General features: G+C 49.4%; 6 protein-coding genes. 5 read left to right on the top strand and 1 reads right to left on the bottom strand.

All coding sequences use genetic code 11. The annotated features are described in order from the left end of the window. The first annotated feature begins 55 nt into the window (after window positions 1–55). The 5 genes from tldD (at window position 56) to K5Q99_RS05995 (ending at window position 6,449) form a co-directional block, all read left to right on the top strand. Window positions 56–1,504, top strand: a complete 1,449-nt coding sequence (tldD, locus tag K5Q99_RS05975; protein ID WP_220776329.1) for a metalloprotease TldD — start codon at window positions 56–58, stop codon at window positions 1,502–1,504. A 147-nt stretch (window positions 1,505–1,651) separates the two neighbouring features. Continuing rightward, a complete protein-coding gene (locus K5Q99_RS05980; protein WP_220776330.1) occupies window positions 1,652–3,034 on the top strand; it encodes a TolC family protein in 1,383 nt (460 codons plus the stop codon). Beyond that, the gene (locus tag K5Q99_RS05985; RefSeq protein ID WP_220776331.1) at window positions 3,024–3,998 is read left to right on the top strand and encodes an HlyD family secretion protein; all 975 of its coding nucleotides are present in this window, start codon (window positions 3,024–3,026) and stop codon (window positions 3,996–3,998) included. Before K5Q99_RS05980 ends, K5Q99_RS05985 begins: the two co-directional genes overlap by 11 nt. Before the next feature lie 80 nt (window positions 3,999–4,078). Next, complete coding sequence (locus K5Q99_RS05990; protein WP_220776336.1) at window positions 4,079–5,296, top strand: ABC transporter permease; 1,218 nt, start codon at window positions 4,079–4,081, stop codon at window positions 5,294–5,296. A gap of 1 nt (window position 5,297) precedes the next feature. Continuing rightward, window positions 5,298–6,449: an ABC transporter permease gene (locus K5Q99_RS05995; RefSeq protein ID WP_220776332.1), complete on the top strand. Its 1,152-nt coding sequence runs from the start codon at window positions 5,298–5,300 to the stop codon at window positions 6,447–6,449. Between the two features lie 84 nt (window positions 6,450–6,533). On the opposite strand, the gene K5Q99_RS06000 is transcribed toward K5Q99_RS05995, so the two are convergent. Next, entirely contained in the window at window positions 6,534–6,935 is a 402-nt protein-coding gene (locus K5Q99_RS06000; RefSeq protein ID WP_220776333.1) for a hypothetical protein, read from the bottom strand. Window positions 6,936–7,029: the final 94 nt, after the last annotated feature.

A 7,029-nucleotide genomic window follows, 5' to 3' on the forward strand; every position in this document is an offset into this window, starting at 1 on the left:
TACAGCGAATTTACACTCAGAATATCAAGATCCCTTGGGGTCAAAGAGAGCATAGATGCCATTTTTAGCACAAGTAGAGCAAAGTTTATTGAAGAATGGGTTAGCGTTAGATGGCCTGCAAACCTATCTAAACACCATACATCAGCACAAAATCGATTATTCCGATCTCTATTTTCAAGGTAGTCGCCACGAATCTTGGGTGCTGGAAGACGGCATCATCAAAGACGGTAGTTTCCATATTGAACGCGGTGTGGGCGTGCGTGCGATCAGCGGTGAGAAAACGGGTTTTGCCTATGCCGATGACATCACTCCTGCCGCCTTAAGCGCTGCAGTACAGGCTGCCCGTGGTATCGCCAGTGCTGGCGAACAGACCCAAGTTCGCGCTTTTAAACGTCAAAAAGCCTTGGCGTTATACGATAGTTTAGATCCTATTGCGGCGATGGAAGAAGTCAAAAAAATCAATCTGCTGAAAGAAGCCGATGCGTTTATTCGCAGTCTAGATAGCCGCATTATTCAAGTGGTGGTTAGCCTTGCGGGCGTGCACGAAGAAATCCTCGTTGCTGCGAGTGATGGCACTTTAGCGGCCGATATTCGTCCTTTGGTGCGCTTTAACTGTAGCGTTATCTTAGAAGAAAACGGTAAACGTGAACGTGGCGGCGCCGGTGGCGGTGGTCGTCATGACTACGGCGTATTGATGGCAAGCGATGACACGGGTTTACCTATGTGTTTCGCCTTTGCCCGCGAAGCTGTGCGCCAAGCGCAGGTCAATCTTAACGCTATCGATGCGCCGGCGGGTGAAATGCCTGTGGTGTTAGGCAATGGCTGGCCGGGCGTATTGCTCCATGAAGCGGTTGGACATGGTTTAGAGGGTGACTTTAACCGTAAGGGCAGCAGTGCTTTTAGTGGCAAGGTTGGCCAGCAAGTTGCGTCTAAGTTAGTGACTGTGGTCGACGATGGCACTTTGCCTAATCGTCGTGGTTCACTGAGTATCGACGATGAAGGTGTGCCGACTCAAAGAACCGTGTTGATTGAAGACGGTATTTTAAAGGGTTACATCCAAGACAAACTCAATGCTCGTTTGATGGGCGTTGCGCCAACGGGTAACGGTCGCCGCGAATCTTACGCGCATTTACCTATGCCACGTATGACTAACACCTATATGACGGCGGGTGAGTCAGATCCTAGCGAGATCATTAAGTCAGTGAAGAAGGGCATTTACGCCCCGAACTTTGGTGGCGGTCAAGTCGATATCACTTCGGGTAAGTTTGTGTTCTCAGCATCTGAAGCCTATTTGATTGAAAATGGTGAAGTGACTCAAGCCATTAAGGGCGCCACTTTAATCGGTAATGGCCCTGAGGCTATGAGCCAGATTTCTATGGTCGGTAACGATATGGCTTTAGATCAAGGTGTGGGCGTTTGTGGTAAAGACGGCCAAAGTGTGCCTGTGGGTGTAGGTCAACCGACCCTAAAACTCGATAAACTCACCGTGGGCGGAACAGCATAAAACCTAGATGTCTAGGACGCTGCGCTGCTAGGACGTCGCTACGCTCCTTCTAGATTCTAGAGCCTTGCGCTTATGGGTTCTAGTCGCTGCTCCACATGAATGTTATCATTCGCAAAGGGAATTAGAGTAACTACTCTAGAGGTGTTAATGAAACTATCACGTGTGGTATGGCTGTGCCTATTATCATTGCCTTCGGCTGGCTATGCTCAGCCGATTAGCTTTACTGATGCTTGGCAGCAAGTGCTGAAGGTGAGCGACAAGTTGCAAGCGCAATCCCAGGAAGTGAATCGCGCGAAAGGTGAACAAGAGGCGGGCGAGAGCTTAAATCTGCCCTCATTAGACATTCGCGGTAGCTATATTCATTTGGATAAACCGATTGAGTTTGATCTGAAAGAATTAAATTCTGTGGTTTCTATCCCGCCATCGCTTGGCGGCATTATTGCGGGTATTCCGCCGTTGCCCTTAAGTGAACAAGATATTTTTAGCGCCAGCTTACAGGCAATGTGGCCGATTTATACCGGCGGACAGATCACTGCGGCTCAAGGTATCCACGCGGCTATGGTGGCCGAGAAGCAACAAGAATTACAATTGGCAACGCGTGATTTATTTACCCTGCTGGTGGACAGATATTACGCCGTTGATGTCACGTTAGCATTGGTGAACACCCAAACCGATCTCGTTGGCTCTTTAACTAAGCATGTTGACCATGCGCTAGCGTTAGAGCGCGAAGGGCAAATCGCTAAGGTTGAGCGCCTCAATGCTCAGGTCGCTTTAGATAATGCTAAAGTCAATTTAGGCAGTGCTCGTCGGCAACACGAAATGGCAGTTATCGCCTTGTCGCGCATGTTGCAGCAAAGTCAGGTGAGCACAAATTCTCCCTTATTTGTACTGCCACAGGCTCCTTCATTTGCTCAACTCAGCCAAATTACCCTGAGCCAACATCCGGCGCTCAAATTGCTCGAAGCGAAAGAAACGCAAGCGAACGGTTTAATAGCGTTGGAAAAAGGTAAATACCATCCAACGGTTTTCCTCTTCGGTAACTACACCTTGTATGAAGAAGACACACTCTTGAGGAGCATCACACCTGACTGGATGGTTGGGGTTGGGGTCAATGTGCCACTGATCAGCCGCGATGGTCGTAGCGGTAAAGTCGAAGCCGCCAAGAGTGCACTTTTACAAGCTCGTTATACCAAGGCACAAACTAAACAAGACTTGAGCCTGCTGGTGGATCAAAGCTATCGCCAATTATTACAGGCCGAAGAAGAAGTTAAGGCGCTCGATACCTCACTCGAACTCGCCAGCGAAAATCTGCGCCTGCGGGAAATCGCCTTTAACCAAGGGCTTTCAACTTCTATCGACAGAGTTGATGCCGAGCTGAAACTCAGCGCAGTCAAGACTCAGCAATTGGCTGCCCGTTATCGTTATGTGCAAGCCTATGCCAGATTAATGGCCATTAGTGGTCAACTAGATGAATTTATCGGTCGTACCATAGGCCGCACTCAAGTGCAGGAGACAAACAATGCGCGCTAACAGAATGCTTGCCCTTGTGGCGTTGGTCGCATTAGGCCTTATCTTAGCCTATGGACTCAAGCTCGCTTATAGCCCGCAGCCGAGTGTGTTGCAGGGGCAGATTGAAGCCCGTGAGTACAATGTTTCGTCCAAGGTGTCTGGGCGGGTCGAACAAGTGCTTGTGCGCCGTGGCGATAGTGTTAACGAAGGTGATTTACTGTTTGCTATCCACAGCCCTGAGCTAGATGCCAAGCTCATGCAGGCCGAAGGTGGCCGTGATGCCGCTAAGGCGATGCAGCTTGAAGCCAACAATGGCGCCCGCAGCCAAGAAGTGATGGCGGCCAAAGAGCAATGGCTCAAGGCGCAGGCGGCGGCAACGCTGGCTAAAACCACCTATACCCGAGTCGAAAACTTATTTAACGAAGGTGTGGCAGCAAGACAAAAACGCGATGAAGCCTTTACTCAATGGCAAGCGGCAAAATACACAGAACAAGCGGCCTTGGCCATGTATCAAATGGCCGAGGAAGGTGCGCGGACGGAAACCAAAGTGGCTGCGGCAGGTAATGCGCGTATGGCCGAAGGTGCAGTAAAAGAAGTCAGCGCCATTATGCAAGATAGCCAAATGCGCGCGCCTAAATCGGGTGAGATCAGCGACGTGCTGTTACAGGCGGGTGAATTGGCACCCAGTGGTTTTCCGATTGTTAGTTTGATTGATATGCAGGATGCTTGGGCCGTGTTCCAAGTGCGAGAAGACCAACTTAAACGTTTCAAAAAAGGTCAAACAATTCAATTAACGATTCCGTCACTCGGGCAGGATGTGGATTTTACTGTGTCCCATATCAGCGTGATGGGTGAGTTTGCCACTTGGCGCTCGACCGAAAGTGGCCATGATTTTGATATGCGAACCTTTGAAGTGGAATTGCGTCCAAACCAGCCGATTACCGATCTGCGTGTCGGCATGTCTGTGCTGCTGCGTAGTGAGTAAAAGTCGTGACTGAACGTACGCCTCACGCCAACGCGGCGGACAAGATTAAGGGCGGAACACAGCCATCAAGCATAAGCTTTATGGCGTTGCTCATCGCGTTAGTTCGCCGTGAGCTGCGTGCCCTATGGCATGACCCTTGGCAGTTAGCGCTGATCAGTTATATTCCACTACTGGGGATTTTATGCTTATGGTGGTTGTTCAGTGCAGGTCTGCCAAGGCAACTGCCCGTGGCGATTGTCGACCAAGATCATAGTCAATTGAGCCGCATGCTGACCCGTCAGCTTAAGGCAAACCCAGTTACCGATCCGCAAAGTTTTACCGACTTATCCTCGGCGATAAGCGCGATGCAACAGGCGAAAGTCTACGCCATTGTGGTCTTTCCCTATGATATGAAAAAAGATTTGCTCACAGGCCATAAGCCCACCATAGATGTGCGCTACAACAGCCAATTTTTGCTGGTGGGCAAGTTACTCTCAAGCCAAATTCAGCTGAGTCTGGGTGACGGTTTATTGCATGTCGCAGGCTTAAAACAGCTCGCCAACGGTACACCTAAATCTCAAGTGGCAGTCAATTTAAGCCCAGTCAAAAGCCAAACAACGGCTTTGTTTAACCGAAATAACAACTATATAGGCTTCTTAGTGCCGCCAGTGCTCGTTGCGCTGTGGCAGTTGTTATCTATGCTAGTGATGGCCAACAGCTTAAATCGAGAGCTGCATCTCGCGCCCACGAACCAGAACAATGGCATAGTAAATACCTTAACCGAACATTTTTGGCCTAAGGTGCTGGCGAAAGTGGTGTTGTTTACGCCGATATTGATGCTGCAGGGCAGCTTTATTTTAGCTTGGCTGTATTTGTATCTCGCGTTGCCTATGGCGGGCAGTTTAGCCCTATTGCTGGTGGCACAATTGGTGATGTTACTGGCGGTCTGGAGTCTGGTGTTATTCATCTTTGTGGTGATGCGTGACAGTGCGAGGGTCATCAGTTTCTGCACGGCCTTATTTGCGCCCGCGTTTGCCTTTATGGGCATCACTTTCCCCACCCATGATATGCCGCAATTGGCGCAGTGGTGGCGACTTATTATGCCGTCGAGCCACTATATTGAGTCCCATGTGAGCGTCGTCAGTTATGGTGCTGCTTGGCCGAGCGTGGCGGGCCAACTCAGCAGTTATTGGGGCTTTATCTGTTTGCTGCCTTTTATCTATTTGCTATCGCGTCAATTACTGCCGAGCACGGTTAGCGCGAATAATGTGGTGGCAGTAGTTGACTCGGGCGTAGCTCTGCCTGCGAAGGGGCAATAGGATGAATATCTGGCGACTGATGTTAACTGAACTTAAGGCGATTATTAGCGATAAAGCGATCGCAGTGACCTTGTTTGGCGGCGTGCTGTTTTATTCGATATTGTATCCTTTACCCTATTTAAACCAAGTGCCTACTGAGCAACAACTGATTGTGGTGGACTTAGATCATTCTTCTTTAAGTCGCCAGTTGATCCGCCATGCTGACGCCAGTGCAAAAATCCAAGTCATAGGCCAAGTGGGTTCGATTACCGAAGCGAAGCGTTTTATTGAGACGCGCAAGGCCCACGGCTTGCTGGTGATCCCAGAAGGATTCCGCCGCGACTTAATGCTGGGTAAGGGAGTGACGTTGAGCTATGGCGGCGATGCCAGTTATTTCCTGATTTACTCCGCGGTGGCCGAAGGCTTAGTGAGCGCGGGTATGGATGCGGGTAAGCAAGTGCAATTGATAGGCATGTTGGCCCAAGGCACAAATCCTAAACAGGCCGAGCAGAACCTGAACTCGATGCACTTAAATAGCGTGCCGGCCTTTAACCCAAGCCTAGGTTATACGCCCTATGTTGTGCCCGGACTGTTTTTGCTGATCCTGCATCAAACACTGCTGATCGGTACAGGTATTTTAGGGGCGGGGCAATGGCGCCAGAAAGGCTATTGGCAGCAGGTCTCGCCCGTACAACTCTTATGTGGGCGAATACTCGCCTTCATGTTGATTTATCTCTTTTTTACTAGCTTCTACGTCGGCTATTGCTACCACTGGTATCACGTCAGTATTCAAGCGAGCCTTGGCACAGTGGCATTATGGTTGTTGCCTTTTTTATTGGCTACCGCCGCTGCTGGGGTCGCCATGAGCACCTTGTTTACCCGCCGCGATTTACCGACCCAAGTATTGTTGTTGATTTCAATGCCAATCCTATTCGTGTCGGGTTTTGTCTGGCCGATAGCGCTCATCCCCGAACCGTTAGTATTAGGTTCGCAGTTTATCCCCGCCGTACCCGCGATTATGGGGATGTTAGAACTCAATCAAATGGGCGCAAGTTGGGCGAGTGTGATGCCCAAGTGGCTACAACTCTGGGGCTTATTTGCGGTTTTTTTCGGCTTAGCTATTTTAGGTATTAAGCGCAGAGTGAGATTGTTGGCTGAAGCTAATCAGCTTTGATGGACTCGCGGGACAGAGTATCTCGCGAGTGCTTACTGGGCTTGAACTTTACAGGGGCTGTTTAGGTACTTCTGTAATTAATCTTTAGAAGTAGAGACTTTCTACAATTTTACCATCGACGAGCATATCGCACTTATCGCCTGAGCTCGACTTAGTCGCTTGAATGACGCCGGCAATCGCGCCAAATGCGCCACCTTGGCTGCTGAGCACTGAACCGAAATAGCATTGGCTAGAAATTTTGAAATCCTTGTATTTACCGCTCAAGTTTTGGGTCGGAGTATAAGGAGGGAAAGTGCCTTTCATAACAGAGTCGCCATTTACTGAGAGTGAAATGTTTTTGCGTTCTGTATCAAAACTGCCACCAAAAACTAGGTTAATACCATCGATTTCAACGGTTTTTTCTTGAGCGATAATAGGTGGTTTTGCGGCGCAGGCGGCGAGAAAACAGCTGCCAATGGCCAGAGAGATTAAAGTAATTTTACGCATGTCATCTTCCTTTTGATGCGATAAAACAAATGAAGCAGTCGCTTCGCAAATTAAACGGCCCCTGTTTAGTTTTGCCGAACGATTATATCTATAT

The organism is Shewanella hafniensis (genome assembly GCF_019655335.1).
Classification (GTDB): Bacteria; Pseudomonadota; Gammaproteobacteria; order Enterobacterales; family Shewanellaceae; genus Shewanella; species Shewanella hafniensis.